The organism is Limnohabitans sp. Rim8, assembly GCF_943326455.1.
Taxonomy (GTDB): domain Bacteria; phylum Pseudomonadota; class Gammaproteobacteria; order Burkholderiales; family Burkholderiaceae_C; genus Limnohabitans_A.
In genome coordinates, this window is sequence record NZ_CALPTI020000010.1 from 23,724 (window position 1) to 49,760 (window position 26,037).

Here is a 26,037-nt window from a genome sequence, read left to right on the forward strand (position 1 = left end):
GTCGATCAGGGGCGCAGCAGGGCGTCCAGATTCTTCACATCGTCCACTTTGAGCACTCCGGCCGCTTGGCGCAGGCGCAATTGGCCCACCAGCACATCGTGCCGGGCCTTGGCCAGATCGCGTTTGGTCTGGAACAGCTGGCTTTGGCTGTTGAGCACATCGATGTTGATGCGCACACCCACTTGGTAACCCAGCTTGTTGGCATCCAAAGCGCTTTGGCTGGAGGCTTCGGCCGCTTGCAGGGCCTTGATTTGGCTCAAACCCGATTCGACCCCAAAAAACGCGGTGCGTGTGGACTGGGCCACATTGCGCTGCGCGGCTTCCAGGTCGTTGCGTGCTTTTTCTTCCAGGGCCACCGTTTCACGGATGCGGTTTTGGCTGGCTTGCCCGGTGTACAGCGGCATGTTGAAGGCCAAGCCGATGGTGGCGGTGTTGTTGTTGACTTGAACTGCTGAGCCGTTTTGGAACCGGGCCAATCCATAACTGGCATTCAGGTCCAAGGTGGGCTTTTCGGCAGCTTTGGCCTTCTCGATTTCGAGGCGGGCCACTTCCAAGGCGATGCGGGCCGCGGTGAGGTTGCCGTTGTCCTGGCTTGATTGGGCCACCCACGACTGAACGGTCCCGGTTTGCAGTCGGTCGATGTTGGCCGCCGCCATCAAGGGCTGTGGTTTGACCTGAGGTTGCCCCACGGTGTCGGACAAGATGCCTTGTTTGACGCGCAAATCGTTGTCGGCGGCGATCTCTTGGGCGGTCACCAAGTCAAAGCGGGCTTGGGCTTCGCGGGTGTCGGTGATGGTGGAGGTGCCGACCTCGAAATTGCGTTTGGCCGCGGCCAGCTGTTCAGAGACCGCTGATTTTTGGGCCTTCACAAAGTTCAGGCTCTCTTGGGCGGTCAGTACGTCAAAGTAAGCCTGGCTCAAGCGCACGATCAAGTCTTGCTCCGCGATCTTGAGTTGGGCCTCACCCAGCGCCACTTGTTTCATGCCTTGCTCATAGCTGGCCTTGTTGCCCGGACGGTACAGGGGCTGACTGCCGCTGAATGTCATGTTGCGGGCGCCCGTTTGTCGGTTGAGCGTTGGGAGTTCGATGTTGCTTTCGGACATGTTGGCGCCCAAGTTGGCTGTTGGGCGAAGCAGCGCTTTGGCTTGCTCGGCGCGGGCCAGGCTGGCATCGTATTGCGAACGGGCCGATTTGTAGGTGGCGTCGTGTGCTTTGGCCGCCTCGAACAATTGGGACAAGCTTTGGGCCGAGGCGGGGCCAGTGAAGGCGGCCATCAGGGCCAAAGTCAGGGGCAGGGTGCGCAGTGTCATGGCTTTTCTCTTCATCAAAGACGGCCCATCATGGGTCGAGGGTGAACCGAAAACCGGCTCACAGTGGGCTCAATAAACCGGGACGCTCGGGTCGACTTGCGCCGACCAAGCGTGGATGCCGCCTGCCACATTCACGACTTGAAAGCCGTGTTGCAACAAGAAGCTGGCCACCTGCATGCTGCGGCCACCATGGTGGCAAAAGCAGGCGATCGGGCGTGTTTTGTCGAGCTCGTCCAAGCGGGCCGGAATGGACTGCATGGGCATGTGCACCAGGTCCAGCGCTTCGGGTTTGGCGCAGGCCGTCTGCACTTCCCAAGCTTCGCGCACATCCAGCAGAATGGGCCGCTGGGTTTGCTGGCTGGCCCATTCGGCGACTTGGGCGGGGTAGATCTGTTCCATGATGACCTCAGAATTTGAAGCGGGAAGGCTCTGCAAAGCCCGACAGGCGTGGGGCGTTGCAGTCCCAAGGTTCGGTGGTGCTCCAGCTGTTTTCGCCGCTGCGGGTGATCAAGGTGGTGCGCATCATGGGCTCATCGCCCACGATGGCGACCAAACGGCCGCCAATGCTCAGTTGTTGCAGCAAAACCGCAGGCACTTCGGCCACCGAGCCGCTCAGCAAAATGGCGTCAAAGGGGCCGTCAGAGGCCGCGCCCTGGCTGCCATCGGCTTGGCGCACAGTGACGTTGTTCACGCCCGCTTTTTGCAAATTGCTTTGGGCTTGGGCAGCCAGTGTGGCGTCCAATTCCAAGCTCAGCACGTTGGCGGCTTGGTGACCCAGCAAGGCGGCCATGAAGCCCGAGCCTGTTCCGATGTCCAGCACTTTGTCTGTTTTGCGCACTGCCAGGTCTTGCAGCAGTCGGGCTTGCACACGGGGCGCCAGCATGACCTGGTTGGGCGCTTGGCCCAGGGGGATTTCCATGTCCACAAAGGCCAAGGCTTTGTGCGCCAAGGGGGCAAAATCTTCGCGCCGAACGGTGGACAGCAGTGCCAACACATTCGGGTCCAGCACTTCCCAGGGGCGGATTTGCTGTTCAATCATGTTGAAGCGGGCTTGTTTCAGATCCATGTGCGGTAACTCCTGCGGGCGTGATCGGGTATCAGGTTCAAAAACTTCATTTTAAGCGGCGTGGGTGTCTTGACTCTGACGCGCAGGGGCCAGTCCTGCTTTGCGCCGCAACCATTGCGCCAAGTCGTCCATGTAGCAATAGACCACCGGCACCACCACCAAGGTCAGCAGCGAGGAGGTGATGACCCCGCCAATGACCGCTTGGCCCATGGGTGCGCGTTGTTCAGAGCCCTCGCTCAAGGCAAAAGCCAAGGGCACCATGCCAAAGATCATGGCCAAAGTGGTCATCAAAATGGGGCGCAGACGCACCTTGGCCGCCATCAGCAAAGCTTCGTTGCGCGGCAGACCAGGGACCAGCATGCCGTTGGCATCGGGTTGGTCGGCACGGGCCCGGATGGCGAAATCGATCAGCAAAATCGCATTTTTGGTGGCCAAGCCCATCAGCATGATGACGCCGATGATGGAGAACATCGACAAAGTGGAGCCAAACACCATGAGGGCCAAGACCACACCGATCAGGGTCAGGGGCAGGGAAGTCATGAGGGCCAAGGGCTGGAAAAAGCTCTTGAACTGGCTGGCCAGGATCATGTAAATGAAGATCACCGCCATCAGCAGGGCCGACAAGGCGTAGCCAAAGGACTCGGCCATGTTTTTGGTGGAGCCGCCAAAGCTGTAGCGGTAGCCGGGGGGCAGGTTCAGGCTGTCCATGGCCGCCCGCACGTCGGCAGACACTTCGCCTGCCGAGCGCCCGAACACGTTGGCATTGATGGCCACTTCGCGCATCATGTCGCGCCGGTTGATTTGGTTGGAGCCGGTGGTTTCGGTGACGTGCGCCACCTGACCCAAACGCACGATGCGCGGGCTGCCGTCAGGCGCACTGCCCACCACAAAGGGCAGCCGCGCCAGATCTTGAGGGCTGTTGCGGGCTTCGGGTGAGAGGCGCACATTCACGTCGTAGGTTTGGTCGTCCGGGGCGCGCCAATTGCCCACGGTTTGCCCAGCCACCAGCGTGCGCAAAGGCCCGGCCAGCTGCGCGGTGCCCAGCCCCAAGTCGGATGCGGCATCGCGCTGAATTTCAATCTGCACCATGGGTTTGAAGGGCTTCACGCTGGAGTCCAAATCGACCAAGCCGGGAATCGCGCGCACTTTGTCCAAGGCCAACAATGCCAGGCGTTCGAGCTCTTGCTGGTCGGGGCCTTTGAGAGAAAACTCGATTTGTTTGTTGCCCCCCACAGCATCCAGCAAACCCGCGTGCGTCAAGGCCACCCCGGGCACATGCTTCAGGCGGTCGCGCAATACAGCGGACATTTGATCGGCATTGCGGTCGCGGTTTTTGCGGTCCACCAAGCGGATGTAAAGGTTGACGTTGTTTTTTCCCTGGGCGTTGGCGGTGTTGATGGTGCTCAGGGTGTAGACCACCTCGGGGAACTCGCGCAAAATGGCTTCGACCTGTCGGGCCTTGGCTTCGGTGGCTTCCAGCGAAGTGCCCACCGGGGTCTCAAACTTGAGCGAGGTTTCTGAAAAGTCGGCTTTGGGTACGAACTCGGTGCCCAGCAAGCGGATCATGAACAGACTGGCCACAAAGATGGTCAAAGCCAAAAATACCGTGGCTTTTTTGTACACCAAGGCCCAACGCAACAGGGCTTGGTAGCCATCGGCCAAACGCTCGGTGCCTTGGTCAAACCAACCGGTCACCTGGCCAATGCTTTTGTCGTACCAGTTTGCAGGCGCGTGCTGTTTGCCGTGTGCGTCGATGGCCGGGTCGTGCCAAATGCTGGACAACATCGGGTCCAGGGTGAAGCTGACGAACATGGAGATCATCACCGCCGCCACGATGGTGATGCCGAATTCGTGGAAAAACTTGCCGATGATGCCTTCCATGAAGCCAATCGGCAAAAACACGGCCACGATGGACAAGGTGGTGGCCAACACGGCCAAGCCAATTTCTTGCGTGCCATCCATGGATGCTCGGTAAGCATCTTTGCCCATCTGTACATGGCGCACGATGTTTTCGCGCACGACGATGGCGTCGTCGATCAACAGGCCCACGCACAAACTCAGCGCCATCAGCGTGATCATGTTGATGGTGAAGCCAAACATCTGCATGAACATGAAGGTGCCGATGATGGAGATCGGCAGCGTCAGCCCGGTGATCACAGTCGAACGCCAGGAGTTGAGGAACAAAAACACAATCAACACCGTCAGCACTGCGCCTTCGATCAGGGTTTGGCGCACGTTGTTGACCGACAAACGGATGGGGCGCGAGTTGTCGGTGATGGGCTCGAGTCTGAGGCCCTTGGGCAGTTGGGCCTGCATGTCGGCCACCGCCTTGACCAAGCCATCGACCACCTGAATGGTGTTCTCGTCTTGTGACTTTTGCACCGACATCAAGAGGGTGCGCTGGCCGTTGTACAGCGCGAGGTTTTCCAGCTCTTGTGCGCCATCTTGCACGGTGGCCACTTGCGACAGGCGAATGGGCGTGCCGTTTTTGCGCGCCACGATGATGCGCCCAAAGTCTTCGGGTCTGACCATGCGCGAGCTGATTTGCACCGCACGTTCTTGCTGCAGCGACCGGATGGCGCCGACAGGCAAGTCTTGGTTTTCGTTGCGCACCGCAGCCACCACCTGCTCAGCGGTGATGCCCAAAGCCTCCATCTTGGCCGGTTGCAAATACAGGTTGATCTCACGTTTGCTGCCACCCACCATGGTGACCGAGCCGACACCGCGCACGTTTTCCAAGCGCTTTTTCAGCACCTGTTCGGACCAGTTGGTCAGCTCAACCGCGTTCAGTTGCTGGCCCTCGGGGATGACAGCGAGCGACCACACGGCGCGACTGGCTGGGTCAAACCGCAGGACACGGGGCTCTTTGACTTCGGTGCGCAGCAGCGGGCGCAGCGAGGCGACTTTTTCGCGCACATCCTCGGCGGCTTTGCGACCATCGATCTGCAGCTGAAATTCGATGATCACCAAGGACTGGTTTTCGTAGCTGCGCGAAGTCAGTGCGCTGATGCCAGCGATGGAATTGACGCCTTCCTCGATCTTTTTAGAGACTTCACTCTCCACGATCTCGGGGGAGGCACCCGGGTATTCGGTGCTGATGACCACCACGGGAAAATCGATGTTGGGAAACTGATCGACCTTCAGGCGTTGGTACGAAAAAAGGCCCATGACCACAATGGCCAACATGACCATGGTGGCAAAAACTGGGTTTTGCAGACTGACACGGGTGAACCACATGCGCTCAATTCCTCAAGGTGTGGACTTGGCAGCCGCCGTGAACACCACTGCAACGCCTTCGCGCACCGGGCCGACACTGCCTGTCAAGACCTGCGCACCGGCGGTCAGGCCGCTGACGGCGATGAGGCTTTCACGCCCACCTTCGCTGCGCGCACCCGGTTGCACCGTGAGGTGCTGGATGACACCGTCTTGCACCACCTGCACATAGGGCTGGGGTTTGTCGGTGCGCACGCTGCTGACGGGAACAGCCAGCACCTGCACGCTTTGTGTGCCCAAGCTGCCTTGGGCAAACAGACCTTGGCGCAAGCCCTCACGGCCAGTGATGCCCAAATACACCACGATGTTGCGGCTGCCCATTTGGGCGCTGGGGTTGATGCGCAAGACCTTGGCGGCCACAGGCTCAGCGATGCCTTCAATGCTCAGTTGTGCGGTCATGCCGACCTTGACTCGGCTGGCTTCTTCGGCGCTCAGCGCCGCTTCCAACTCCAGCCGTGACAGGTTGATCACTTCGAGCAAGCGCGCCTCAATGGCCACCCGCTCCCCGGGTTGGGCCAAGCGCTGCGCCACCACGCCGGACAAGGGCGAGCGCAGGGTGGCGTCAGCCAATGACTTGTTGGCCAGGTCCAGGGCTGCCAGCGCCGCCAGGTGGGTGGCTTTGGCGCCATTCAAGCTGGCTTGTGAGGCGAGCAGGGCGGTTTGTGAGATGAAGCCTTGGTTCACCAGCGCTTGGTTGTTGTCAAACTGGCGCTGTGCAATGTCCACTTGCGCCTTGGCTGCATCGGCTTGTTGCTGGGCTTGCCTGACGCGGGCGTGGAATTCGCTGGGGTCAATGCGGGCGACCACTTGGCCGGCCTGCACCGGGTCACCCTCGCGCACCGACATCTCTTGCAACTCGCCGGCGACCCTGGCCTTGATGATGGCGCTGTCGCTGGCTTTGAGGGGGCCCGAGACTGCGATGCCCAAGTTCAAGGTTTGGATTTGGGCTGTGAAGACGTCGGTACGGGCCAGTTCGATTCGGGGCACTGCGGCGGCCACAGAGGGGGCGGGCTTTTTGGCCGCTTGGCGCTGTTGGGCCCAGCGGGCAGCGCCTGCGACCAAAGTGGCCAAAGCCACAGCAGAAAGGATCCAGAGGGTCGATTTTTTCATGGGTTCAAAGAATGGCGGTTCGGTGCGGATCAGGCTTGTGACAGGCCGCGTGCCAACAATTGGGCGTGCAAAGCAATGAAGGCTTCGGGGTCTATTTGTTCATGGCTGGGGCAGCAAGGTCCCATGGAATGTTTCCACATCACCAAAAACAGCAAAGGAGACATCACCGAGTGCAGTGTCAAATCGACGTTGACTGCGAAAAATTCGCCACGGTCGATGCCGCGTTGCAAGGCGCTGCGCACCAAGGCATGCGCAGGCGTGATGACTTCGGTGCGAAAAAAATCAACCAAATCCGGGAAGTTGCTGGCCTCGCTCATCACCAGCTTGGAAATGCCGGAGGCCTTGGTCGCGCCATATCGCCGCCACCACTGGAGCATCATCCATTCGATCAATTCGCTGCTGCTGCCCTGAAACTGCGCCACCTCGGCCGCGCCTTGGGCCACGGACGCGACGATGTTTTCGCGCACCACAGCCTTGAACAGATCTTCCTTGCTGGGAAAGTACAAAAACAAGGTGCCTTTGGATACACCGGCCCTGGCCGCCACTTCTTCGACGCGGGTGGCGGCATAGCCTTTTTCCACGAACAAATCCAAAGCGGCCTCGATCAGTTCACCGGGGCGGTCTTGTTTGCGGCGTTCACGCTTAGGCTGGGCTAGGGGGTCGGCGAGGTTCAAATGCTGAGGTTTAATGACTGACTGGTTATTAATGTACGCCGTGGGCGGCTCGGTCGTCAAGGCGTAGGCGCACACAGGCCATCACAAGGCGCAAAACAGGGGCCGAAGCCCCTTTGACAAGTGTGACCAACAGTCCATTCGCCATGCGGATGATCCGCAGACGGTGTCATGTGGGGCGCTTGGCTTCAATTCGAGAAAGCAGGAATCCCGGTGATCGCGCGTCCCAAAATCAATGCGTGCACATCGTGCGTGCCTTCGTAGGTGTTGACCACTTCCAGGTTCACCAGGTGGCGGGCCACGCCGTATTCGGCGCTGATGCCGTTGCCACCCATCATGTCACGCGCCATGCGGGCGATGTCGAGGGCTTTGCCGCAGCTGTTGCGCTTGAGGATGGAGGTCAGGTCCACCGAGGCAGTGCCTTCGTCCTTCATGCGACCCAAGCGCAGGCAGCCTTGCAGGCCCAAGCTGATCTCGGTCAGCATGTCGGCCAGTTTCTTCTGGATCAGCTGGTTGGCGGCCAAGGGGCGGCCAAACTGCTGGCGGTCCATCACATATTGGCGGGCACGGGCGTAGCAGTCTTCGGCGGCGCCCAAGGCGCCCCAAGCGATGCCGTAGCGGGCGCTGTTCAGGCAAGTGAAGGGGCCTTTCAAGCCACGCACCTCAGGAAAGGCGTTTTCTTCGGGGCAGAACACCTCGTCCATGACGATTTCGCCAGTGATCGAGGCACGCAGGCCAACCTTGCCGTGCACGGCGGGGGCGGAGAGGCCTTTCCAGCCTTTTTCCAAAATGAAGCCACGGATCTGGCCGCCGTCGTCCTTGGCCCAGACCACGAACACGTCGGCGATGGGGCTGTTGGTGATCCACATCTTGGCGCCGCTCAAGCTGTAACCGCCGTCCACCTTTTTGGCACGGGTGATCATGCTGCCGGGATCAGAGCCATGGTTGGGTTCGGTCAGGCCAAAGCAGCCGATCCATTCGCCACGCGCCAGTTTGGGCAGGTATTTTTGCTTTTGGGCTTCAGAGCCAAAGTCGTTGATGGGCAGCATCACCAAAGAAGACTGCACGCTCATCATGGAGCGGTAACCGCTGTCCACGCGCTCGACTTCGCGCGCCACCAGGCCGTAGCAAACGTAATTGAGGCCTGCGCCGCCGTATTGCTCGGGGATGGTGGCACCCAAAAGGCCCAGCTCGCCCATTTCGCGGAAGATGGCCACGTCGGTGGACTCGTTCAAGAACGCGTCTTTCACGCGGGGCAGCAGGCGTTCCTGGCAGTAAGCGCGGGCGGCTTCTTGAACCTGGCGCTCGTCGTCGGTCAGTTGTGCGCTGAGGTTGAAGGGGTCTTCCCAGCTGAAGGTGTTTTTGGTGGCGGCCATGGTGGGTGTCTCCGTGAAAAAAGTCTTGAAGCCAATTGTCAGGCGGAGATGAATAGTTGTCTAATATTGATTGCCTATTCATCAATACAATATTTTAATTCATGGAATTCCGTCACCTGCGCTATTTCCTCATGCTGGCCGAAGAGCTGCATTTTGGCCGCGCCGCCCAGCGCTTGTCCATTTCGCAGCCGCCGCTCAGCCTGAACATCCAGCAGCTCGAAGCCTCGGTGGGGGCGCAGTTGTTCACGCGCAACAGCCGGGGCGTTCAGCTGACGGCCGCGGGCCAGGCCTTTGTGCCGGCCGCCCGGGCCTTGCTGGCGCAGGCCACTGCAGCCGCGCGTGAGGCGCGCGATGTGGCCGAGGGCCAATCGGGTCAGCTGCACATCGGCTTTGCGGGCACCATGCTGTACTGCGGCCTGCCGCAAATCCTCAGCCGCTTTCAGGTCAGCCACCCGCGTTTGCGCCTGGTGCTGCGGGAACTCAGTTCGACCGAGCAGCTGTCCGAACTGCTGCGTGACCGACTGGATGTGGGTTTTGTGCACACCCCCCGGGTGCCGCCAGGGTTTGAGCAAATTTTGGTGGCCAGCCAACCTATGGTGGCCTGTTTGCCCGCCAAACACCCTTTGTCAAAAAAGGGCAGCCTTGGCTTGGAGGCATTGGTCGGGCAAGACTTGGTGGTGGTGTCCAGCATGGTCTCGCCCGATTACCACGAACGCATTTTGCAGTTGTGTGAGCAGTCGGGCTGGATGCCCCCCGTGGTGCACGAGCTGCGCCATTGGCTGAGCGTGGTGTCTTTGGTGTCCCAAGGTTTGGGCGTGGCGCTGGTGCCCGAGGCACTGGCGCAATCTGCCTTGGCGGGCGCGGTGTTCGTGCCGCTGCACGATGTGGATGTGCGCTACGACACGCGTTGCTTGTGGCGCAGCGAACGAGACCAAACTGCCTTGGGGGACTTTGTCCAAGCGGTGTCGGCGGGACTTGCCGGCCACGGATAATCAAGCGCTTCTTTCACAAGGAATCAAAATGACTGAAACGTTGGTTTTGGGAGGCGGTTGCTTTTGGTGCACCGAAGCGGTCTTCGTCAAGGTGCGCGGTGTCACCGATGTCGAGTCGGGTTACTGCAACGGCCAGACTGTGGACCCCACCTACGAAGAAGTCTGCACCGGTCGCACCGGCCACAACGAAGTGGTCAAACTCGAATACGACCCCATGCAGATCAGCACCCGCGACTTGCTCGAGATTTTCTTCGTCATCCACGACCCGACCACCTTGAACCGCCAAGGCAACGATGTGGGCACGCAGTACCGCAGTGGCATCTACTTCACCACGCCTGAACAGGCCCAAGAGGCTAAGGCCATGCTCGCTGAGCTGACCGCGGCCAACGCTTTTGGCCAGCCCATCGTGACCGAGGTGCTGGCGCTGGCCAATTACAGCGCGGCTGAGCAATACCACCAAGACTTTTTCGAGCGCAACCCCTACCAAGGCTATTGCATGGCCGTGGCCGCGCCCAAGGTGGCCAAGTTCAAGAAAACTTTCGCCCGATGGGTTCGCTGAGTTCTGACCGGTGCTGGACCATGAACACAGCACTGCCAGCCGCGCTCGACACCGATTCACACACCTTGCACCATTTGGATGGAACCAGCGGTCGCATCGCGGTGTATGCAGGCGGGTCGGGGACGCCCGTGCTGCTGGTGCACAGCATCAACGCACTGGCTTCGGTGGCCGAAGTGCGGCCCTTGTTTGAGGCTTTGTGCCAAGACCACAGTGTCTATGCGCTTGATCTGCCAGGTTACGGTTTGTCCGACCGTTTGCCGCGTGTTTACTCAGTGGGCGACATGTGCGACGCCATCCAGCAAGTGGCGCAATGGGTGACAGACCGCCACTCGGGGCTGGCGCTGCATGTGGTGGGGGTGTCCTTGTCCTGCGAATTTGTGGCCCGTGTGGCCCAGCAAGCGCCAGGCCTTTTCGCCGGTTTGGCCTTGGTCAGCCCCACGGGTTTTCGGGGCGGCAAGTCACTGCGCCAGCCTGCTGGCAGCACCTTGTTCATGGGTGGGTTTGACCGCTTTTTGCGCCGCCCGGGGCCAGCTTGGGGCCGCTTTTTGTTCCGACAGCTGTCACGGCCTTCGGTGGTGCGTTACTTTTTGCAACGCACTTGGGGTGGGAAAAACATCAACGAAACCCTTTGGGCCTATGCGGTGCGCACCGCCCATGTGCCCAACGCAGAGCAGGCGCCGCTGTCGTTTTTGAGCGGGGGCTTGTTCAGTGCTGACATGCACAACGTCTACGAAAGCCTGAGCTTGCCGGTGTGGGTGGTGCACGGTACCCGGGGTGATTTCACCGATTACCGGGCACTCGATTTGGTGCGCGAACGCCCCAACTGGCAAGTGACGGTGATGCAAGCCGGTGCCATGCCTTACTTTGAGGACATCGCCGCTTTCATGGCGACTTACCGGGCGTTTTTGCTTCAGGGCGCCAAGCGTTCGCGCAGCCAACCATTGGCATCGGGTGTGTAGCGCAGCCGGTCATGCAAACGGCTTTTGCGGCCTTGCCAAAATTCCCAGCGGTCGGGCACCAAGCGAAAGCCGCCCCAGTGCGGTGGGCGCGGGGGCTGGAGCATGAATTGCGCGGCGTATTTGGCGGCGTTGGTCACCAGCACCGTTCGCCCGTCGATCACTTGGCTCTGCGGCGAGGCCCAAGCGCCGATGCGTGAATCGAGTGGTCGGCTGTGGAAGTAGGCGTCGCTTTCTTCGCTGCTGACCTTTTCTACCCGGCCTTCGATGCGCACCACGCGTTCGAGCTCAACCCAATGGAATTGCAAAGCAGCAAAAGGGTTGCCCGCTAACTCTTGGCCCTTTTGGCTTTCGTAATTGGTGTACCAAACAATGCCGCGCGCATCGCAGCCTTTGATCAACACCACCCGTGTGCTGGGGCGCAACTGGCTGCTCACGGTGGCCAGTGTCATGGCGTTGGGCTCGGGCACTTCGGCGGCGATGGCCTCTTGAAGCCAATGCTCAAATTGCTTCAGAGGGTCCGCATGGGAGGCGTTTTCGTTGAGCTCGGCTTTTTCATAGCTCTTGCGCAGGTCGGCGATGTTCATGGGGCAAGTATAGGCAGGCTTCAGTCTTGGGCATGGCGCAGCAAGGCGGTCAATGCTCGGTCGTCGATGCCGTGAGAGCGCAGGCTGTCGTAAGTCTGCTTGGCGTAGTCGAGCGTGGTGCCAAAGCGGCCACTGGCATTTTTGAAAATGTGCCGGTAGGTCTCAGGTGTCAAATGGCCTGTGAAACTGGGGCTGCTGCGCGGCAATGTGAAGGCCAGTGCCTTGACGGGACCCTCAGGCGTGCTGCAAGGCAGCCACACGGGGGTGTAGACGTCCATGGGCATTTCGCGCGCCCACAGGCGCTGCAAAACCTCATCGGCATCGCTTTGGGCCACCCGGTAAACGATGCCTTGGCAGCTGCCGCCCGGCAACAAGGCGAACACCAAGCCCGGACATTCTGGGCTGCCCCGGTTCAGACGGCTCCACATTTTCAGGGCGCGGTGCCAGCCCCAAACCCGGCTGGCGTGCTGCTCTTGCGCCTCAAACTCGGGCCGCCACAGCAGCGAGGCATAGCCAAACACCCACAAGTCTTGGCCTGCAGCTTGGGCTCTGAAGCGCTCCAGCAAATCGCCCCTGAAGGCCACGCGTGCCGCATCGGCCGTGAGGCTGGGTAGGCTGAACGCCCGGGCGCTGTCGGGTGTGTCGGTCATGTGCAATCGGGTCCCATTACAATCTGACCACTATTTTCGGAGAAAACAAACATGTCAAACAATGAAGATGAGAATCAACCCGTGGTGTTGGCCATTTTGGTCGGCGTGATTGTGCTGGTCATTGGACTGGCCGTGGGTATTGGCATCGCCAAGAGCCAAAAAGCAGCGCCTGCTGTCCCTGCTGCTGTCACTGCCCCTGCAGCGCAAGATGCCGCGCCTGCTGCGGATGCCGCGGCGCCTGCTGCTGCGCCGGCTGCCGACGCAGCAGCTCCAGCGGCTGCGGCACCAGCAGCTCCCGTTGCTGCACCCGCGAAGTGATGCGGCGCCAAGCCCTGTATAAACCCGCCTCGGCGGGTTTTTTTACGGGTGTCGCCAAAGCCAGGTCATTGAATGACCTGTTTTCTGTTGGCCTTAACCAGCACGTTGTGCAAGGCCGCTAACATGAGCGCATCGTTTGAACGGCCCCTCGGGCCGAGATTTTTCTTGCGGGTTGATTGATTTCAAAGCGCAAACTGTTTACCGCAAAGGCCCATGCCCATGACCCTTCATCCCGCCGTGGCGGCCGTCACTGCCCGCATCACCGAGCGCAGCCGCTTGACTCGCCAAGCTTATTTGCAGCAGCTCGACGCTGCATCTCAGCAAGACCCGGGCGCCCAGCGTCTGGGCTGCGCCAATGTGGCGCATGCCTTTGCCGCGATGCCTCAAGGTGACAAAGACCGCGCCACTGCGCTCGACAAAATCAAAGTGGTCGCCCCGCGTGCGCCGAATATTGGCATCGTCAACGCCTACAACGACCTGCTGTCTGCCCACGCGCCGCTGCAGCACTACCCTGACCTGATCAAAGACGAAGCCCGCAAGCTGGGCGCCACTGCCCAAGTGGCGGGAGGCGTACCCGCCATGTGCGATGGCGTCACGCAAGGCACGCCGGGCATGGAGCTCAGCCTGTTCAGCCGCGATGTGATCGCCATGGCCACAGCGGTGTCGCTGAGTCACGATGTGTTTGATGCCGCCCTGATGCTGGGCGTGTGCGACAAGATCGTGCCGGGCTTGCTCATTGGCGCTTTGCACTTTGGCCATTTGCCCACGGTGTTTGTGCCCGCAGGGCCCATGGGCAGTGGTCTGTCCAACACCGACAAATCCAAGGTGCGCGAACAGGCCGCCCAGGGCTTGGTGGGCCGTCCTGAATTGCTGGAGGCCGAGTCCAAGGCCTACCACGGCGAGGGTACCTGCACTTTTTATGGCACGGCCAACAGCAACCAGATGCTGCTCGAAGCCATGGGCCTGCATGTGCCGGGCACGGCTTTCATTCCCCCGGCCGACGGCCTGCGCCAAGACCTGACCCGCGAAGCTGCCCGAACTGTGCTGGCGCTGGTCCAGGGACAGAACTTCACGCCCATTGGCCGTTTGGTCGATGAGCGCAGCATCGTCAACGCCATGGTGGCGCTGTTGGCCACGGGTGGCTCCACCAACCATTTGATCCACTGGGTGGCGGTGGCGCGTGCTGCGGGCATCGTGATCGACTGGGACGACTTCTCTGCACTGTCGGATGTGGTGCCGCTGCTCAGCCGCGTGTACCCCAATGGCTCGGCCGATGTGAACCAGTTCCAGGCCGCCGGCGGGCCTGGCTTCATCATTCGTGAATTGCTCGACGCTGGCTTCATGCACGCCGATGTGCTGACGGTGCGACCGGGCGGTCTGCGTGAATTCACGCGCAAGCCCAGCACAGCCGATGGGCGATTGGTCTGGCGCGACATCGGCGCCAGCCAAGACGACACCGTGGTGCGACCAGCCAGCCAGCCGTTCAGTGCCACTGGCGGGCTCAGACTGTTGCAAGGCAATCTGGGGCGCAGTGTGATCAAGGTCTCTGCCGTTCCAGAGGCTTTGCATGTGATCGAAGCGCCGGCGCGCGTGTTCAATTCGCAAGAAGCCTTGCTGGCCGCGTTCAAGGCTGGAGACATGGACCAAGACATGGTGTGTGTAGTGCGCTGGCAAGGCCCACAAGCCAATGGCATGCCCGAGTTGCACAAACTCACCCCGCCGCTGGCGGTGCTGCAGGGCAAAGGCTTCAAGGTGGCCTTGGTCACCGATGGCCGCATGAGCGGCGCGTCGGGCAAAGTGCCGGCGGCCATCCACGTCTCGCCCGAAGCGGCAGCCGGTGGCCCGCTGGCCAAGGTGCAAGACGGTGATGTGATTCGCCTCGACGGCGTCGCGGGCACTTTGCAAGTGTTGGTGAGCGAGGCCGAATGGGCCGCCCGTCCGCTGGCCCCCATGCCCACCGAGCTGCGCGCCGCCAATGGCGTGGGCATGGGCCGTGAATTGTTTGCCAACCTGCGTCGCCACGCGCTCAAAGCCGAAGAAGGAGCCTGCTCATGGCTGTGAATTCAAATGCCCCTTTGACCGCCCTGCAAGTCATGCAAGACGCTCCGGTGATCCCCGTGATCGTGCTCCACGATGTGGCCCACGCCGTGCCCATGGCACGCGCCTTGGTGGCCGGTGGCATCCGCATGCTGGAGGTCACGCTGCGCACCCCACAGGCGCTCGCCTGCATCGAGGCGATTGCCAACGAGGTCGAAGGCGCCGTGTTGGGTGCAGGCACGGTGCGCAGCGCAGCCGATGCGGCCGCAGCGGCCAAAGCCGGTGCCCGTTTTGCCGTGAGCCCCGGCTACACCCGGGCAGTGGGGCAGGCTTGTCGCGATCATGGTTTGTCGCTCTTGCCCGGCGTGGCCACCGGCAGTGAAATCATGATGGCACAAGAAGACGGTTACACCGAACTCAAGTTCTTTCCCGCCATGCAAGCTGGCGGCACTGCCATGCTCAAAGCTTGGAGCGGTCCGTTTTTTGATGTGAAGTTTTGCCCCACGGGCGGCGTCATGCCCGGCAATGCCTTGGACTTTTTGAGTCTGCCCAATGTAGCTTGCGTGGGCGGCTCGTGGTTGGTGCCCGCCGACGCGCTGGCCCAGGGTGACTGGGCGCGCATCGAAGCGCTGGCCCGTGAGGCGAGTCAGTTGCCTCGCTGATCAGCGCACCGCCCAACCGCCCGACATGGGAAACACCTGCCCCACAAAGCAGCTCGCCTCTTCGCTGCACAGGTAGGCCACAAAGCGGGCGTCCTCTTCGGCCTTGACCAGGCGACCCAGCGGCACTTCGCGCTTGAGGCGCTCCTGAAAACGCGGGTTGGCCTGCACCTCTGGCGGGAAGTAGGTGGGGTTGTCGACAAAGTTTTGCGCCACCGCATTGAGCTGGATGTTGTCGGGGGCCAGCTCTACGCCAGCCGCTTGCACATAGGCCAGCTGTGCCCCACGCGCCGCGCTGTAGCTGGCGGCGCGCTTCATGCCCCGCAAAGCCGAGGCACTGCCCATCACCACGATCTTGCCGCCGCCGCGGGCCTTCATGCCGGGCACCACTGCCCGCACCAACCGGGGCAGGGGGTCGACCATCACTTCAAACACCTGCCGCCATTCGGCCTCGTCAATCTGCGTGACGGGGGTAGACGGCGCAGGCAGCGCCAGATTGATCACCAAAGCGTCGAGTGGCCCAGCCGCATCGATCATGGCTTGCGCATCTTGCGGGGCTGTCAGCACGGAAACGTCAGCGATCACTTCGGCACCGCAAGCCCGCAGCTCGTGGCACAGGGCCGGCCCCATGAAATCTTGGGCCTGGGTCACCAAGATGCGTTGGCCAGTCAGGTCGATCATGTTCATCCACCGTTTGTTCAGCGCAAACCTTGTCCGCCAGCGTATTCGGTCCGCTGGATCAGCTCGACCTTGTAGCCATCCGGGTCTGTCACAAAGGCGATCACGGTGCTGCCGCCTTTGACCGGACCCGCTTCACGCGTGACCTTGCCGCCAGCGGCTTTGATTTTTTCGCAAGCGGCATAGGCATCGGGCACGCCCAGGGCGATGTGGCCGTAGGCTGTGCCCATCTCGTAGCTTTCAACGCCCCAGTTGTAGGTCAACTCCAGCTCGGCGTGGTCGGGGTTGTTGCCGAAACCGACAAAGGCCAGCGAGTATTTGTACTCGGGATTTTCCGAGGTGCGCAGCAGCTGCATGCCCATCACCTGGGTGTAGAAGTCAATCGAGCGTTGCAGGTTGCCCACGCGCAGCATGGTGTGAAGGAGTCTCATGATGTTTTCCCGTTGGGTGAAGGCATTTCAAAAACAAGGCAAGCGGTGCTGGCGTGGGCATACAAAGTGCCGTCTGGCCCGACCAGGCGAGCCTCTGCCGTGGCCAGTTGGCGGCCGCAGTGCACCACTTGCGCAATGGCGCGCACGCGCTGCACTTTGGGCGTGATGGCTTTGACCAGTTTCACGCTCAAGTCGGCCGTGGTGTAGCCGCGCCCGGGCGGCATCATGGTGTGCACCGCGCAGCCCAGCGCCGAGTCGAGCAGGCTGGCAAACCAGCCGCCGTGCACGGTGCCCAGTGGGTTCAAGTGTTGGACGCCGGGTGTGCCCTGAAAAATGGCCAGACCCGCGCCGACCTCGATCAGCATGAAGTCCAGCGTCTTGGCCATCTGCGCATAAGGCAGCTCGCCTGTCAGCAGGCCCTGCATGACCTCTAGGCCTGTCTTGCCAGTCACTTGTTCAGGCCGGGCCACACCGGGGCCGACCCCGGCATCGATGCGTGTGCGCACGTCACGCTCTTGGGTCAGCCAGGCCTCTAAAGCGCTCTGGCGTGTGCCGGTGGTGGTGCTCATAGAAACGGGCTCTTTCAAACCGGTACGGTGTAGTTGAGGGCCATGCGCCCGCCATCCACAGTGACAATTTCGCCGGTGATGTAGCTCGCTGCATCGCTGGCCAAAAAGGCCACCACCTTGGCCACTTCGTCGGGCTCGCCCAAGCGCTTCATGGGCGTGCGCATCATGATTTTCTTTTCGGCGGCCTCGCTGGTCAGCACGGCTTGGCGCGCCAGTTCGGTGGCAATCGTGCCGGGGGCCACTGCGTTGACGCGGATGCCAAAGTCGGTCAGTGCCAAAGACATGGCCCGTGTCAGTTGGTTGATGCCGCCTTTGCTCACGTTGTAGCTGGCGATGTTGGGGATGGCCAGCACCGCGTTGACCGAGCTCATGTTGACAATCGCCCCGCCCCCGGTGCTTTTCATGGCACGGGCTGCGGCCTGGCCCATCAAAAACGAGCCCTTGATGTTCACGTTGATGACGGCGTCAAAGTCTTCTTCGGTCACATCCAGAAAATCAGCGGCTCTGAAAATGCCGGCGTTGTTGACCAGCACGTCGATGCGGCCAAAGGCCTGCAGCACATGGTCGACCAAGGCGTCGACATCGGCCTTGCGCGAGACGTCGCAGGCCATGAAGCCTGCGCTGTGGCCTTGGCTGCGCAATTCGGCAGCCACGGCAGCGCCGCGCGTGCTGTTGACGTCAGACAAAATGACATGGGCAGACTCGGCGGCAAATCGGCGCGCGCAGGCCTCGCCAATGCCGTTGGCTGCGCCGGTGACGATGACGACACGGCCTTGCAGGCCAAACGAGAGGGTGTTGGGCGCTAAAAGCGGGGAAGTCATGAGCGGGTCTCCGAGGTTTGTTGGAAGGATGGTGGATGCTGCCACAGCGACCCCAAAATGCCTGTCGCCAGAATGCAGGCCGGTACAGCGACAATACATGCATCGCGAAAAATCGCATTGTCCAAGAATTCAAACATGACCATGAACGCTCAAGTCCCCCAAAAACCGAACTCACCGGTCTTGTGCGAACCCTGCTCTGGCATCCAGCGTCATTGGCGCAAAGCCCCTGGTCACGCGGAATTGGTTCAGGGCACCCACCAGCGCGAAGACCGTGGCAACGGCCAAGCCAGCTTCACGCGTTACCGCTGTGACCGCTGCGGTGCGGCCTGGGAATATGAAAACAACAAAGCCAACCAGCACGCCGGTTGGGCCTTGCTCCAGCACTGAAGCCGCATGAATGCGCCACCCAGACTGCAAAACCTTGTTGAAGAAGGCCTGATCGACACCGTGGTGCGCCAGCTCATGAGCGGCAAAGAGGCCATGGTCTTTGTGGTGCGCTGCGGGGACGAGACCCGCTGCGCCAAAATTTACAAAGAGGCGACACACCGCAGCTTTCGGCAAGCGGTGGACTACACCGAAAACCGCAAGGTCAAGAACTCACGTTCGGCCCGCGCCATGGCCAAGGGCAGCAAATTTGGCCGTCAAGAACAAGAAGCCGCTTGGCAAAGTGCCGAGGTGGACGCGCTCTACCGACTGGCTGCAGCCGGTGTGCGCGTGCCCCGGCCCTTCAACTTCTTTGATGGCGTGCTGCTCATGGAACTGGTCACCGATGCCGACGGCGACGCCGCACCCCGCCTGAACGATGTGGCCTTTACCCCCGAGCAAGCCCTGCAACACCACGCCACCCTGGTTGGCGAAGTGGTGCGCATGCTGTGCGCGGGCGTGGTGCATGGCGATTTGTCGGAGTTCAATATTTTGTTGGCGCACATTCCGGCTGCGGGCGATCAGCCGGGTGTGGACGAGCCCGTCATCATCGACCTGCCCCAAGCGGTGGATGCGGCCGGCAACAACCATGCCCAGCGCATGCTGCTGCGCGATGTGGGCAACCTGCGCGATTTCTTTGGGCAATTTGCGCCCTCGCTGCTCAAGACCGACTACGGCCCTGAAATCTGGAGCCTTTACCAAGCGGGTTTGCTGAACAATGAATCACCGCTCACCGGTCACTTTGAGCGTTCGACTGCCAGTGTGGACATGGTCGCTGTGCTGCGTGAGATCGACGATGCGCGCGACGAAGAAGCGGCACGTCGGCTGCGCATGGCCACGCCATCCGTCTGATGTCTGCGCAAACGCTGAAACTGCCCCACGCCGTCTCGCGACTGCGCACTGAACGTTTGTCCCGCAGCGCCAAGCCTTTCTTGGCCCGTGGCGGCATCAAGGCAGAGCGCTGCCCCGGCTGCCGTTTGGTGCCCAGCCACTGCATCTGCGCAATGCGCCCAGAGGTGCCCACACAAGCTGCGATGTGTTTGCTCATGGCCGACATCGAACCCCTCAAACCCAGCAACACCGGCTGGCTGATCGCCGATGTGGTGCCGGACACTTTCGCCTTTGGTTGGGCCCGCACCGAAGTCGCCCCGGATTTGCTGGCGCTCTTGGCCGATCCTCAGTGGCAGGCCTTTGTGGTGTTTCCGGGCGATTTTGTGGAGCCCGCGCGGGTGGTGCACGATGTGTCCCCATCCTCAGCCGAGATGCCCGCAGGCCAGCGTCCGCTGTTCATCTTGCTTGACGCCACTTGGCCCGAAGCCCGCAAGATGTTCCGCAAAAGTCCCTATCTGAACCACTTGCCGGTGCTCAGCCTGAAGCCGGAGCAAGTCTCCCGTTACCAACTGCGCCGATCCAAACGTGATGACCACTTTTGCACCAGCGAAGTGGCTTCACTGTGCCTAGAATTGGCAGGTGAGACCCACGCTGCCCAGACGCTGCAGGCCTATCTGGGTGTTTACACCCATCACTATTTGCAGGCCAAACACCAGCTGCCACCTGACCTGCAAGGCGTTGCGCACGCGCAGTGGCATGCGCTGAAACAGGCTTGACACCTTGGTGTCGTTGAAAGGAAATTGCTGTGTCCAACAACCCGTTTACCCCTCTTGTTCCAGCTTCGAGCCACGCTGTTTTGAATTCACGCGCCGTTGAGCGCTTGGTCACGGGCCAAGCCACGTCAGACGGTGCAGGTGTCAAGCTCAGCCGCATCCTCACGCAAGACCTGCAGCACCGGCTTGACCCGTTTTTGATGCTGGATGCCTTTGGCAGTGACAAACCGGACGACTACATCGCCGGTTTCCCGGACCACCCGCACCGGGGCTTTGAAACCGTGACCTACATGATTGCCGGGCGCATGCTGCACCGTGACAGCGCGGGCAATGAAGGCCTGTTGCAAAACGGTGGCGTGCAATGGATGACCGCAGGCCAGGGCGTGATCCACTCTGAAATTCCGCAGCAAGCCGATGGCGTGATGGAGGGCTTTCAGTTGTGGTTGAACCTGCACAGCTCAGAGAAGATGAACGCGCCTTGGTATCGAGACTTTCAGAACGATCAACTGCCGCAGTTCCAGACGTCTGAAGGCGTGGCCGTCACGGTGATCGCCGGGGTCAGCCATGGTGTACAGGGCGCGGTGAGTCGCGAGATCACGCAACCGGTTTATCTGGACGTGCACATGCCGCAGGGCGCACATTTTGAGCAATTACTGCCTGCTGGCCACAACGCCTTTTTGTACGTGTACCGGGGCGAGGTTGGCATTGGCGGCCAGGCCGTGCCCGCGCAGCGCATGGCCATTTTGAAAAACACACCTCAGGCCGATGGGGTGATGATCAAGGCCAGTGTCGACACCCAACTGATTTTGGTGGCTGGCAAACCTCTGAAGCAGCCCATCGTGCAATACGGGCCATTTGTGATGAACACCAAAGAAGAGATCTACCAAGCCTTGGCCGATTTCCGAAATGGGCGGCTGGGGGAGAGGGCTTGATCAGCCCCTGAATGCCTTGACAAAGTTTTGCGCTGCGGCCCGCGTTTGCTCAGCACTTCTCCCTGGCGCATACAAGGCCGATCCCAAGCCAAAACCTGAAGCGCCAGCCGTGCGGTATGCCGCCATGTTGTCGGGCGTGATGCCGCCCACGGGCATGAGGGCCGTGTCTTTCGGCAGGACGGCCCGAAGCGCTTTGACGGTGGCAGGCGAGATCATCTCGGCGGGGAACAGCTTGAGCCCATGCGCGCCCGCGTCAAGCGCGGCAAAGGCTTCGGTGGGTGTGGCCACACCGGGCAGCACCACCATGTTCAGGGCCAAGGCCTGCGCGACCACTGCAGGGTTGAAGTTGGGGGCCACGACCAGGCGGCCGCCAGCAGCGTGCACATCTTTGACTTGCTGCGCATTCAGCACCGTGCCAGCACCGATCAGGGTGCGGGGCAAAAGACGAGCGAGCGTGGCGATGCTGAGCAAAGGCTCGGGTGAGTTCAGCGGCACCTCGATAATGGCAAAGCCACTTTCAACCAGCCCTTGGCCGATGGCTGGGGCTTCAGAAGGCGTGAGGCCGCGCAGGATGGCGATCAGGGGCAGTTGTGTCAAGGCTTGCGCCAGGGTGTGGGCGGGTGGGTGCAAAGCGCTCATGGTGGTCGTATCGGTTGTGTTCATGAATGGTCGAATGAGGATGCCAGTGCAAACAAGCCCGCCCAAGTGGCCTCGGCCCCCCAACTGTGACAGGGGATGCGCAGGTGCTGCAGGGCCAAGGTGTAGCGCATCGTCAAGGCTTCGCTACCGATCAAAATCAAGGGTTCGGCGTGGTTTGACACATTCTGAGTGCGCAGCTCTTCGCCGATCAGCAGGCCCGACAAGTAGCTGGGCAATTGGGCTGCGCTCAGGCGCTCAAACAAGCCCAGTGTGCGCACCGCAAACAGGTGGTGCAGCACGCTGCTCGCTCGCTGGCTTTGGTCAATCCCTTGCAAAAAAACTGTTGCTTCAAACGCACCCTGCAGGTCCATTGTTTTGCCCAAAATCGAGTGCTGGCTCATCAGGGCATAGACCTCGCCCGTCATGAAGGTCTGAAACTGCGCGACGTGCCCGCCTTGCACCTGCACCCATTTGCTGTGCGTGCCCGGCAGCACCAGCGTGGCGCGGTCACGGCCGGCCAGCTGAAGTGCGCCAAAAATCTGCACTTCTTCGCCTCGCATCACGTCGGGTGTGTTCAAGGCGTCTGTGCTCGAACAGCTCAGGCCCGGCACCAAGGCGATGCGCCCGGGCTGCAACCACAGCAGGTGTTGGCTCAGCTCGGCAAAGCCGGCGGGGCAGGGGCAGTAGGGCGCTTCTTGCCAGCCCTGGCGGCTGCCCGCCATGCCCGAGATCAGGCACAGGGCATGGGGTATTTTCAGCCAGTCGCCAAACAGTTCGTGCAACACAGTCTCAAACTGGCCGGGGGGCACGGTGAGGATGCCGCGTGGAAATTCACGGGATTCGAGCACCTGGCCATTGGCACCGAGCTGCGCGCCGCGCAGCGAAGAGGTGCCCCAATCGATGGCGATCAAGGGTCTTGTGGTGTTCATGTGGCTGCGCCTTTCGTGCTGTCTTTCAAACCATTGTTTTTTTGCAGCATGTTCAGAACACCGTGGGGGCGAGGCAGCGGAGCGACCGCGCCAAAGCCCTGCACCGACAGAGCGGCCGCAGCATTGGCGTAAGCAGTGGCCGCCCACAAGTCGTCACCGGTAGACAAACGCGCCAACAGGTTGCCTGCAAAACAATCGCCCGCACCCGTGGCATCCACCGCCGTGACGGTGTGGCCAGCCAAGCGGCGCTGACTATGGCCGTCGCTGGCTACAGCGCCGCCCTCCCCCAGCTTGAGCACCACTTGCGCTGCACCCTGGGCATGGCTCCATGCGATGATGTCTGCTGCTTGAGTCAGGCCGGTGAGGGCGATCATGTCTTCCAGGCTGGGTAAGAACAGATCACACAGCCCCACCGCTTGGCGAATGCAGGCCTGCGCCCGGGCCAGTGGCCAGAGCGATAAACGCAAATTCGAGTCCAGCGCCACCCGCGTGCCCACGTTGCGAGCATGCGACATGGCTGCAAAAGCCGTGTCGCAAGCCGAGGCGGAAATCGCCAGCGAAATGCCCGACAGGTGCAGCCACTGGCTGCTGGCAATGGCGTCTTGCCAGTGCTGCAAGTCTTGGGGCTGCATGCGGCTAGCCGCCGATCCGGCACGCGCATAGCTGAAGTGGTGGCCTTGCGCATCGTGGCTCACAAAGTACATCCCGGTGGGCGCTTGTGCGTCGCGCAGCACGTTGGTGCTGCCCACGTTTTCGCGCTGCCACAGGTCCATGAGGCACTCGCCCCAACGGTCGGTGCCCAGACGCGTCAGGTAGGCTACCCGCGCACCGGCTCGTGCCGCGGCAATCGCGGCGTTGCTGGTGTCGCCACCAAAACCTTGTGCATACAGCGGGGCATCGTTTGCGTCTGAATGGGGACGTTGGTTGAACTCGACCATGGCTTCACCCAGCGCCACGATGTCGAGTTTTGAGGAGGCTTGGTTCATGTTTTAAAAAGGCGGCGAGTCTTGTGGTGAGGTGGGAGAATGGCCGTCAAACCGAACCACCCTGGATCAAAAGTTGGAGATGAAACGCATGTGGAACAAGGGCATTGACCTCGATTTTGTGCTGGATGCGTCTTGCAAAGGCTTTCCACTGGCCGCTGAGCCCTGTGCAGTGTCTCAGCTGGGCCAACGCGGCTGGAGCCTGCTGGACGATGCGCTGGCCTACCCGGTGGCCGTGTTGCGACGCCCAGCCCTCACGCACAACTTGGCCTGGATGCAAGACTTTGTGCAGCGCAAAGGTGTGGCTCTGGCCCCGCACGGCAAGACCACCTTGTCGCCGGAGTTGTTTCGCATGCAGTTGCAAGCGGGCGCTTGGGGCCTGACCTTTGCCAATGTGCACCAGTTGCGCGTGGGTTTGGTGGCGGGAGTCCAGCGCGCCATCATCGCCAACCAATTGTTGTCGGACACCGACTTGGACGGATTGGATCTGTTGTTGCGCCAGCATCCGCAGGCGCAAGTGTGGTTTTTGGTGGACTCTTTGGTGCAGCTCGATTTGCTGGTCGATTGGGGGCGTCGCCGTGAGAGCAATCGTTGCTGGGACGTGTTGTTGGAATTGGGCATTGCGGGGTATCGCACCGGCTGTCGCACGCACGAACAGGCCTTGGTTTTGGCGCGGGCTATGGCTGCATCGCCTAGCGTGCGCTTGGGTGGCGTGGAGTGTTACGAGGGTGGACTGGGCCAATGCGACAGCGCCCACGACATCGAGGCGGTGAGCGTTCTGGTGCGCAGTGTGCAGGCTTTGGTTCAGCAAATCGATGCGCAAAACCTGTGGGGTCGTGACGAGGTTTTGCTGTCGGCTGGGGGCTCGGCGGTGTTTGACCTGGTGATCCCCATGCTCAAAATGCAGGTCAAAAGCCGACCGGTGCAAGGCGTTTTGCGATCGGGTTGCTATGTGACGCACGACCACTGGAATTACGCCCGTTATCTCAAATTGGTGGAGGCGCGTGAGGGGCTGAGTGCTTCGTTGCAACCCGCGCTGGAGATCTGGACCCGGGTGCAATCTGTGCCCGAGCCGGGACTGGCCATTTTGACGGCGGGTCGGCGTGACCTGTCGTTTGATCAGTGCATGCCCATGCCGGTGCGATGGGCAGTGCGCGGTCACCGCGGTGCCGACGCGATGCAGGCCACCCCCGGGTCTTGGAAAGTCAAGGCCTTGAGCGACCAGCATGCGCACATGGTGTTCGATGCCGAGGGCGTCTGGCCGCAAGTGGGCGACCGCGTGGCCTTGGGTATTTCGCACCCTTGCACCACCTTTGACAAGTGGCGCTGGATGGCCATCATCGAGGACGATGGGCGCATCTGTGGGGCGATCAGCACGCATTTTTAAGGGGTGAACCCGTGTGAAAAAAAAGGCCGCCACGCAGCATCCGCGTGGCGGCCTTTTGTAAAGCTCACTTCAAACCGTTCAATGCCTCGGCCGGGTAGCCTGGGCGGGTTTTGCAGTCCTCGATGTACTGCTCAATGATGGCCTCGTAGCTGGCATCGGTGCGCAGGCCCAATGCATGGGCGCGCTCAAAGGTGCAACCCTTAGCCCAGTTGTCCACAATGCCCGCAATCCGCTCGTCTTTGGCAAAGGTGACATGCGCACGCACAGCAGGTCCGGCGACTTTTTCGAGGGCTGCCAGCATGTCGCTGACCTTCACGTTGAGACCCGGCAGGTTCAGTGCCATGCGGCCGCCAAACGCTTCGCGGCTGGCCTCGAACACGGTGATCAAACCATGCACGGTGTTGCCGGGCGAAGAGATGGGGTGCGACACCGTGGGATCCACTGGGCAGGTGGTGGCGGTGCCCGCCAAAGGCTCGCGGATGATGCCGCTGAAGAACGAAGATGCTGCGCCGTTGGGTTTGCCGGGGCGCACGGCCACCGTCATCAGGCGAGCCGCTCGGCCGTCGATGTAGCCCTTGCGGGTGTAGTCGGCCACCATGTACTCGATCATCAGCTTGTGCGTGCCATACGACGTTTGTGGCGTGGGCAGTGTGGTATCGGCCACCAAGGCAGGCATGGGGTTGGCCGCATCGGGTCCGAACACGGCCACAGAGCTTGCAAAAACCAAGCGAGACACTTTACCGGAGGCGCGTATGCTGTCGAGCAACAAACGGCTGCTGTCCACATTGGAGCGCAGGCCCAGGTCAAAGTCGAGTTCGCATTCGCCCGAGACGGCCGATGCCAAATGGAACACACCATCGAAGCCGCTTTGGAACAAGTCGCCTTGTTCCAGCATAGGACCCGCGTGGCCCTTGACCCGTGGGTCGGCCAGTAAATCAGCGGGAGCAGGGAACAGGTCGGCAATGACCAATTCGCGCACGCTTTGGCCGTTGAGTTGGCCGCGCTTCAAAATCTCGCGGGCCAGGCGTGCACCCAAAAATCCGGCACCGCCGGTGATCAAAATCCGCATGTGTTTTC

28 protein-coding genes are annotated in these 26,037 nt (G+C 61.2%); 11 read left to right on the top strand and 17 right to left on the bottom strand.

Annotation, left to right across the window (positions count from 1 at the left end; genetic code table 11):
- Window positions 1-5: 5 nt before the first annotated feature.
- The 7 genes from Q1M54_RS08720 to Q1M54_RS08750 form a co-directional block, all read right to left on the bottom strand.
- Complete coding sequence (locus Q1M54_RS08720; RefSeq protein WP_300556309.1) at window positions 6-1,310, bottom strand: TolC family outer membrane protein; 1,305 nt, start codon at window positions 1,308-1,310, stop codon at window positions 6-8.
- Between the two features lie 69 nt (window positions 1,311-1,379).
- Window positions 1,380-1,709, bottom strand: a complete 330-nt coding sequence (locus Q1M54_RS08725) for a rhodanese-like domain-containing protein (RefSeq protein ID WP_300556311.1) — start codon at window positions 1,707-1,709, stop codon at window positions 1,380-1,382.
- Window positions 1,710-1,716: 7 nt separating this feature from the next.
- Window positions 1,717-2,376: a protein-L-isoaspartate O-methyltransferase gene (locus tag Q1M54_RS08730; RefSeq protein WP_300556313.1), complete on the bottom strand. Its 660-nt coding sequence runs from the start codon at window positions 2,374-2,376 to the stop codon at window positions 1,717-1,719.
- A gap of 51 nt (window positions 2,377-2,427) precedes the next feature.
- Entirely contained in the window at window positions 2,428-5,613 is a 3,186-nt protein-coding gene (locus tag Q1M54_RS08735; protein WP_300556315.1) for an efflux RND transporter permease subunit, read from the bottom strand.
- Between the two features lie 12 nt (window positions 5,614-5,625).
- A complete protein-coding gene (locus Q1M54_RS08740; protein WP_300556317.1) occupies window positions 5,626-6,759 on the bottom strand; it encodes an efflux RND transporter periplasmic adaptor subunit in 1,134 nt (377 codons plus the stop codon).
- A gap of 29 nt (window positions 6,760-6,788) precedes the next feature.
- Window positions 6,789-7,433 (bottom strand): TetR/AcrR family transcriptional regulator, encoded by a 645-nt coding sequence (locus Q1M54_RS08745; protein WP_300556319.1) that lies wholly within the window; start codon window positions 7,431-7,433, stop codon window positions 6,789-6,791.
- A gap of 185 nt (window positions 7,434-7,618) precedes the next feature.
- Window positions 7,619-8,806, bottom strand: coding sequence for an acyl-CoA dehydrogenase (locus Q1M54_RS08750; protein WP_300556321.1), 1,188 nt, complete (start codon window positions 8,804-8,806; stop codon window positions 7,619-7,621).
- A 101-nt stretch (window positions 8,807-8,907) separates the two neighbouring features.
- On the opposite strand from Q1M54_RS08750, the gene Q1M54_RS08755 reads away from it, so the two are divergent.
- The 3 genes from Q1M54_RS08755 to Q1M54_RS08765 are packed head-to-tail and all read left to right on the top strand — an operon-like array spanning window position 8,908 to window position 11,316.
- Window positions 8,908-9,798, top strand: a complete 891-nt coding sequence (locus Q1M54_RS08755; protein WP_300556323.1) for a LysR family transcriptional regulator — start codon at window positions 8,908-8,910, stop codon at window positions 9,796-9,798.
- A gap of 28 nt (window positions 9,799-9,826) precedes the next feature.
- Window positions 9,827-10,357, top strand: a complete 531-nt coding sequence (msrA, locus tag Q1M54_RS08760) for a peptide-methionine (S)-S-oxide reductase MsrA (RefSeq protein ID WP_300556325.1) — start codon at window positions 9,827-9,829, stop codon at window positions 10,355-10,357.
- Window positions 10,358-10,377: 20 nt separating this feature from the next.
- Entirely contained in the window at window positions 10,378-11,316 is a 939-nt protein-coding gene (locus tag Q1M54_RS08765; RefSeq protein WP_300556327.1) for an alpha/beta hydrolase, read from the top strand.
- On the opposite strand, the gene pdxH is transcribed toward Q1M54_RS08765, so the two are convergent.
- Window positions 11,268-11,900, bottom strand: coding sequence for a pyridoxamine 5'-phosphate oxidase (pdxH, locus tag Q1M54_RS08770; RefSeq protein ID WP_300556329.1), 633 nt, complete (start codon window positions 11,898-11,900; stop codon window positions 11,268-11,270). The two genes, Q1M54_RS08765 and pdxH, sit on opposite strands and share 49 nt — an antisense overlap.
- A 20-nt stretch (window positions 11,901-11,920) precedes the next feature.
- Window positions 11,921-12,550 carry a gamma-glutamylcyclotransferase gene (locus Q1M54_RS08775; protein WP_300556331.1) on the bottom strand — a complete coding sequence of 210 codons (630 nt, stop codon included), beginning with the start codon at window positions 12,548-12,550 and terminating at the stop codon, window positions 11,921-11,923.
- A 51-nt stretch (window positions 12,551-12,601) separates the two neighbouring features.
- Between Q1M54_RS08775 and Q1M54_RS08780 the strand changes: the two genes are divergently transcribed.
- The 3 genes from Q1M54_RS08780 to eda all read left to right on the top strand — a co-directional run bounded on the left by Q1M54_RS08780 (window position 12,602) and on the right by eda (window position 15,567).
- A complete protein-coding gene (locus tag Q1M54_RS08780; RefSeq protein ID WP_300556333.1) occupies window positions 12,602-12,868 on the top strand; it encodes a hypothetical protein in 267 nt (88 codons plus the stop codon).
- A 219-nt stretch (window positions 12,869-13,087) separates the two neighbouring features.
- On the top strand, window positions 13,088-14,929 hold the full coding sequence (gene edd / locus Q1M54_RS08785; protein WP_300556335.1) for a phosphogluconate dehydratase: 1,842 nt from the start codon (window positions 13,088-13,090) through the stop codon (window positions 14,927-14,929).
- Window positions 14,920-15,567, top strand: a complete 648-nt coding sequence (gene eda, locus Q1M54_RS08790; protein ID WP_300556337.1) for a bifunctional 4-hydroxy-2-oxoglutarate aldolase/2-dehydro-3-deoxy-phosphogluconate aldolase — start codon at window positions 14,920-14,922, stop codon at window positions 15,565-15,567. The genes edd and eda overlap by 10 nt, the downstream gene beginning before the upstream one ends.
- Here eda and Q1M54_RS08795 read toward each other — a convergent pair whose 3' ends face one another.
- Genes Q1M54_RS08795 through Q1M54_RS08810 form a run of 4 tightly spaced genes read right to left on the bottom strand, consistent with a single transcriptional unit; the run spans window position 15,568 to window position 18,063 of the window.
- A complete protein-coding gene (locus Q1M54_RS08795; RefSeq protein ID WP_300556339.1) occupies window positions 15,568-16,251 on the bottom strand; it encodes an SDR family oxidoreductase in 684 nt (227 codons plus the stop codon).
- 11 nt (window positions 16,252-16,262) lie between these two features.
- Window positions 16,263-16,673 (bottom strand): lactoylglutathione lyase, encoded by a 411-nt coding sequence (gene gloA, locus Q1M54_RS08800; RefSeq protein ID WP_300556341.1) that lies wholly within the window; start codon window positions 16,671-16,673, stop codon window positions 16,263-16,265.
- Window positions 16,670-17,242, bottom strand: coding sequence for a PaaI family thioesterase (locus Q1M54_RS08805; protein ID WP_300556343.1), 573 nt, complete (start codon window positions 17,240-17,242; stop codon window positions 16,670-16,672). Before Q1M54_RS08805 ends, gloA begins: the two co-directional genes overlap by 4 nt.
- Window positions 17,243-17,256: 14 nt before the next feature.
- Complete coding sequence (locus Q1M54_RS08810; RefSeq protein ID WP_300556345.1) at window positions 17,257-18,063, bottom strand: SDR family oxidoreductase; 807 nt, start codon at window positions 18,061-18,063, stop codon at window positions 17,257-17,259.
- 135 nt (window positions 18,064-18,198) lie between these two features.
- Between Q1M54_RS08810 and Q1M54_RS08815 the strand changes: the two genes are divergently transcribed.
- Genes Q1M54_RS08815 through Q1M54_RS08830 form a run of 4 tightly spaced genes read left to right on the top strand, consistent with a single transcriptional unit; the run spans window position 18,199 to window position 21,022 of the window.
- Window positions 18,199-18,450 (top strand): hypothetical protein, encoded by a 252-nt coding sequence (locus Q1M54_RS08815; protein ID WP_300556347.1) that lies wholly within the window; start codon window positions 18,199-18,201, stop codon window positions 18,448-18,450.
- A 6-nt stretch (window positions 18,451-18,456) separates the two neighbouring features.
- The gene (locus tag Q1M54_RS08820) at window positions 18,457-19,338 is read left to right on the top strand and encodes a PA4780 family RIO1-like protein kinase (RefSeq protein WP_300556349.1); all 882 of its coding nucleotides are present in this window, start codon (window positions 18,457-18,459) and stop codon (window positions 19,336-19,338) included.
- Window positions 19,338-20,093: a tRNA-uridine aminocarboxypropyltransferase gene (locus tag Q1M54_RS08825; RefSeq protein WP_300556351.1), complete on the top strand. Its 756-nt coding sequence runs from the start codon at window positions 19,338-19,340 to the stop codon at window positions 20,091-20,093. Before Q1M54_RS08820 ends, Q1M54_RS08825 begins: the two co-directional genes overlap by 1 nt.
- 29 nt (window positions 20,094-20,122) lie before the next feature.
- Complete coding sequence (locus Q1M54_RS08830; RefSeq protein ID WP_300556353.1) at window positions 20,123-21,022, top strand: pirin family protein; 900 nt, start codon at window positions 20,123-20,125, stop codon at window positions 21,020-21,022.
- Here Q1M54_RS08830 and Q1M54_RS08835 read toward each other — a convergent pair whose 3' ends face one another.
- From Q1M54_RS08835 to Q1M54_RS08845, 3 genes are read right to left on the bottom strand one after another with little or no spacing between them, the layout of a single operon-like run.
- Window positions 21,023-21,661 carry a 2-dehydro-3-deoxy-6-phosphogalactonate aldolase gene (locus Q1M54_RS08835; protein ID WP_300556464.1) on the bottom strand — a complete coding sequence of 213 codons (639 nt, stop codon included), beginning with the start codon at window positions 21,659-21,661 and terminating at the stop codon, window positions 21,023-21,025. It abuts the gene before it with no gap.
- Window positions 21,662-21,681: 20 nt separating this feature from the next.
- On the bottom strand, window positions 21,682-22,590 hold the full coding sequence (locus tag Q1M54_RS08840; RefSeq protein WP_300556355.1) for a 2-dehydro-3-deoxygalactonokinase: 909 nt from the start codon (window positions 22,588-22,590) through the stop codon (window positions 21,682-21,684).
- Window positions 22,587-23,576: a sugar kinase gene (locus tag Q1M54_RS08845; protein ID WP_300556357.1), complete on the bottom strand. Its 990-nt coding sequence runs from the start codon at window positions 23,574-23,576 to the stop codon at window positions 22,587-22,589. The genes Q1M54_RS08840 and Q1M54_RS08845 overlap by 4 nt, the downstream gene beginning before the upstream one ends.
- A gap of 79 nt (window positions 23,577-23,655) precedes the next feature.
- Between Q1M54_RS08845 and Q1M54_RS08850 the strand changes: the two genes are divergently transcribed.
- Window positions 23,656-24,960 carry an amino acid deaminase gene (locus tag Q1M54_RS08850; RefSeq protein WP_300556358.1) on the top strand — a complete coding sequence of 435 codons (1,305 nt, stop codon included), beginning with the start codon at window positions 23,656-23,658 and terminating at the stop codon, window positions 24,958-24,960.
- Window positions 24,961-25,024: 64 nt separating this feature from the next.
- Here Q1M54_RS08850 and denD read toward each other — a convergent pair whose 3' ends face one another.
- A complete protein-coding gene (gene denD, locus Q1M54_RS08855) occupies window positions 25,025-26,029 on the bottom strand; it encodes a D-erythronate dehydrogenase (protein WP_300556360.1) in 1,005 nt (334 codons plus the stop codon).
- Between the last annotated feature and the right edge of the window lie 8 nt (window positions 26,030-26,037).

What these genes read in the sequence shown, in the direction of transcription:
- Q1M54_RS08720 (WP_300556309.1), bottom strand. Translation starts at nt 1,310, where the DNA reads ATGACACTGCGCACCCTGCCCCTGACTTTGGCCCTGATGGCCGCCTTC.
- Q1M54_RS08725 (WP_300556311.1), bottom strand. Translation starts at nt 1,709, where the DNA reads ATGGAACAGATCTACCCCGCCCAAGTCGCCGAATGGGCCAGCCAGCAA.
- Q1M54_RS08730 (WP_300556313.1), bottom strand. Translation starts at nt 2,376, where the DNA reads ATGGATCTGAAACAAGCCCGCTTCAACATGATTGAACAGCAAATCCGC.
- Q1M54_RS08735 (WP_300556315.1), bottom strand. Translation starts at nt 5,613, where the DNA reads ATGTGGTTCACCCGTGTCAGTCTGCAAAACCCAGTTTTTGCCACCATG.
- Q1M54_RS08740 (WP_300556317.1), bottom strand. Translation starts at nt 6,759, where the DNA reads ATGAAAAAATCGACCCTCTGGATCCTTTCTGCTGTGGCTTTGGCCACT.
- Q1M54_RS08750 (WP_300556321.1), bottom strand. Translation starts at nt 8,806, where the DNA reads ATGGCCGCCACCAAAAACACCTTCAGCTGGGAAGACCCCTTCAACCTC.
- Q1M54_RS08755 (WP_300556323.1), top strand. Translation starts at nt 8,908, where the DNA reads ATGGAATTCCGTCACCTGCGCTATTTCCTCATGCTGGCCGAAGAGCTG.
- msrA (WP_300556325.1), top strand. Translation starts at nt 9,827, where the DNA reads ATGACTGAAACGTTGGTTTTGGGAGGCGGTTGCTTTTGGTGCACCGAA.
- Q1M54_RS08765 (WP_300556327.1), top strand. Translation starts at nt 10,378, where the DNA reads ATGAACACAGCACTGCCAGCCGCGCTCGACACCGATTCACACACCTTG.
- pdxH (WP_300556329.1), bottom strand. Translation starts at nt 11,900, where the DNA reads ATGAACATCGCCGACCTGCGCAAGAGCTATGAAAAAGCCGAGCTCAAC.
- Q1M54_RS08775 (WP_300556331.1), bottom strand. Translation starts at nt 12,550, where the DNA reads ATGACCGACACACCCGACAGCGCCCGGGCGTTCAGCCTACCCAGCCTC.
- Q1M54_RS08780 (WP_300556333.1), top strand. Translation starts at nt 12,602, where the DNA reads ATGTCAAACAATGAAGATGAGAATCAACCCGTGGTGTTGGCCATTTTG.
- edd (WP_300556335.1), top strand. Translation starts at nt 13,088, where the DNA reads ATGACCCTTCATCCCGCCGTGGCGGCCGTCACTGCCCGCATCACCGAG.
- eda (WP_300556337.1), top strand. Translation starts at nt 14,920, where the DNA reads ATGGCTGTGAATTCAAATGCCCCTTTGACCGCCCTGCAAGTCATGCAA.
- Q1M54_RS08795 (WP_300556339.1), bottom strand. Translation starts at nt 16,251, where the DNA reads ATGAACATGATCGACCTGACTGGCCAACGCATCTTGGTGACCCAGGCC.
- gloA (WP_300556341.1), bottom strand. Translation starts at nt 16,673, where the DNA reads ATGAGACTCCTTCACACCATGCTGCGCGTGGGCAACCTGCAACGCTCG.
- Q1M54_RS08805 (WP_300556343.1), bottom strand. Translation starts at nt 17,242, where the DNA reads ATGAGCACCACCACCGGCACACGCCAGAGCGCTTTAGAGGCCTGGCTG.
- Q1M54_RS08810 (WP_300556345.1), bottom strand. Translation starts at nt 18,063, where the DNA reads ATGACTTCCCCGCTTTTAGCGCCCAACACCCTCTCGTTTGGCCTGCAA.
- Q1M54_RS08815 (WP_300556347.1), top strand. Translation starts at nt 18,199, where the DNA reads ATGACCATGAACGCTCAAGTCCCCCAAAAACCGAACTCACCGGTCTTG.
- Q1M54_RS08820 (WP_300556349.1), top strand. Translation starts at nt 18,457, where the DNA reads ATGAATGCGCCACCCAGACTGCAAAACCTTGTTGAAGAAGGCCTGATC.
- Q1M54_RS08825 (WP_300556351.1), top strand. Translation starts at nt 19,338, where the DNA reads ATGTCTGCGCAAACGCTGAAACTGCCCCACGCCGTCTCGCGACTGCGC.
- Q1M54_RS08835 (WP_300556464.1), bottom strand. Translation starts at nt 21,661, where the DNA reads ATGAGCGCTTTGCACCCACCCGCCCACACCCTGGCGCAAGCCTTGACA.
- Q1M54_RS08840 (WP_300556355.1), bottom strand. Translation starts at nt 22,590, where the DNA reads ATGAACACCACAAGACCCTTGATCGCCATCGATTGGGGCACCTCTTCG.
- Q1M54_RS08845 (WP_300556357.1), bottom strand. Translation starts at nt 23,576, where the DNA reads ATGAACCAAGCCTCCTCAAAACTCGACATCGTGGCGCTGGGTGAAGCC.
- Q1M54_RS08850 (WP_300556358.1), top strand. Translation starts at nt 23,656, where the DNA reads ATGAAACGCATGTGGAACAAGGGCATTGACCTCGATTTTGTGCTGGAT.
- denD (WP_300556360.1), bottom strand. Translation starts at nt 26,029, where the DNA reads ATGCGGATTTTGATCACCGGCGGTGCCGGATTTTTGGGTGCACGCCTG.